General features: G+C 76.8%; 1 protein-coding gene. It reads left to right on the top strand.

Features of this window, described 5'->3' with window-relative positions:
- Position 1: 1 nt before the first annotated feature.
- The coding region (locus tag ACSNOK_RS35200; protein ID WP_436784757.1) for a DUF501 domain-containing protein at positions 2–254 on the top strand (253 nt) is incomplete at its 3' end.

The raw sequence follows: 254 nt of genomic DNA, 5'->3' as shown, positions 1-254 counted from the left end.
CATGGACGCCGCACCCCCTCCGACTCCGCACACCCCGCCCACCGACGCCGATGTCGCGGCGATCGGCGAGCAGCTCGGCCGCGTGCCGCGCGGGCTGCGCGCCATCGCGCACCGCTGCCCCTGCGGCCTCCCCGACGTGGTGGAGACCGCGCCGCGCCTGGAGGACGGCACGCCCTTCCCGACCCTCTACTACCTGACCTGCCCGCGCGCCGCGTCCGCGATCGGCACGCTGGAGGCCGAGGGCGTCATGAAGG

Source organism: Streptomyces sp. URMC 126 (genome assembly GCF_051386555.1).
Taxonomy (GTDB): domain Bacteria; phylum Actinomycetota; class Actinomycetes; order Streptomycetales; family Streptomycetaceae; genus Streptomyces.
The sequence above is the reverse complement of the archived record's forward strand: the minus strand, read 5'-3'. Positions and strand labels throughout refer to the sequence as shown.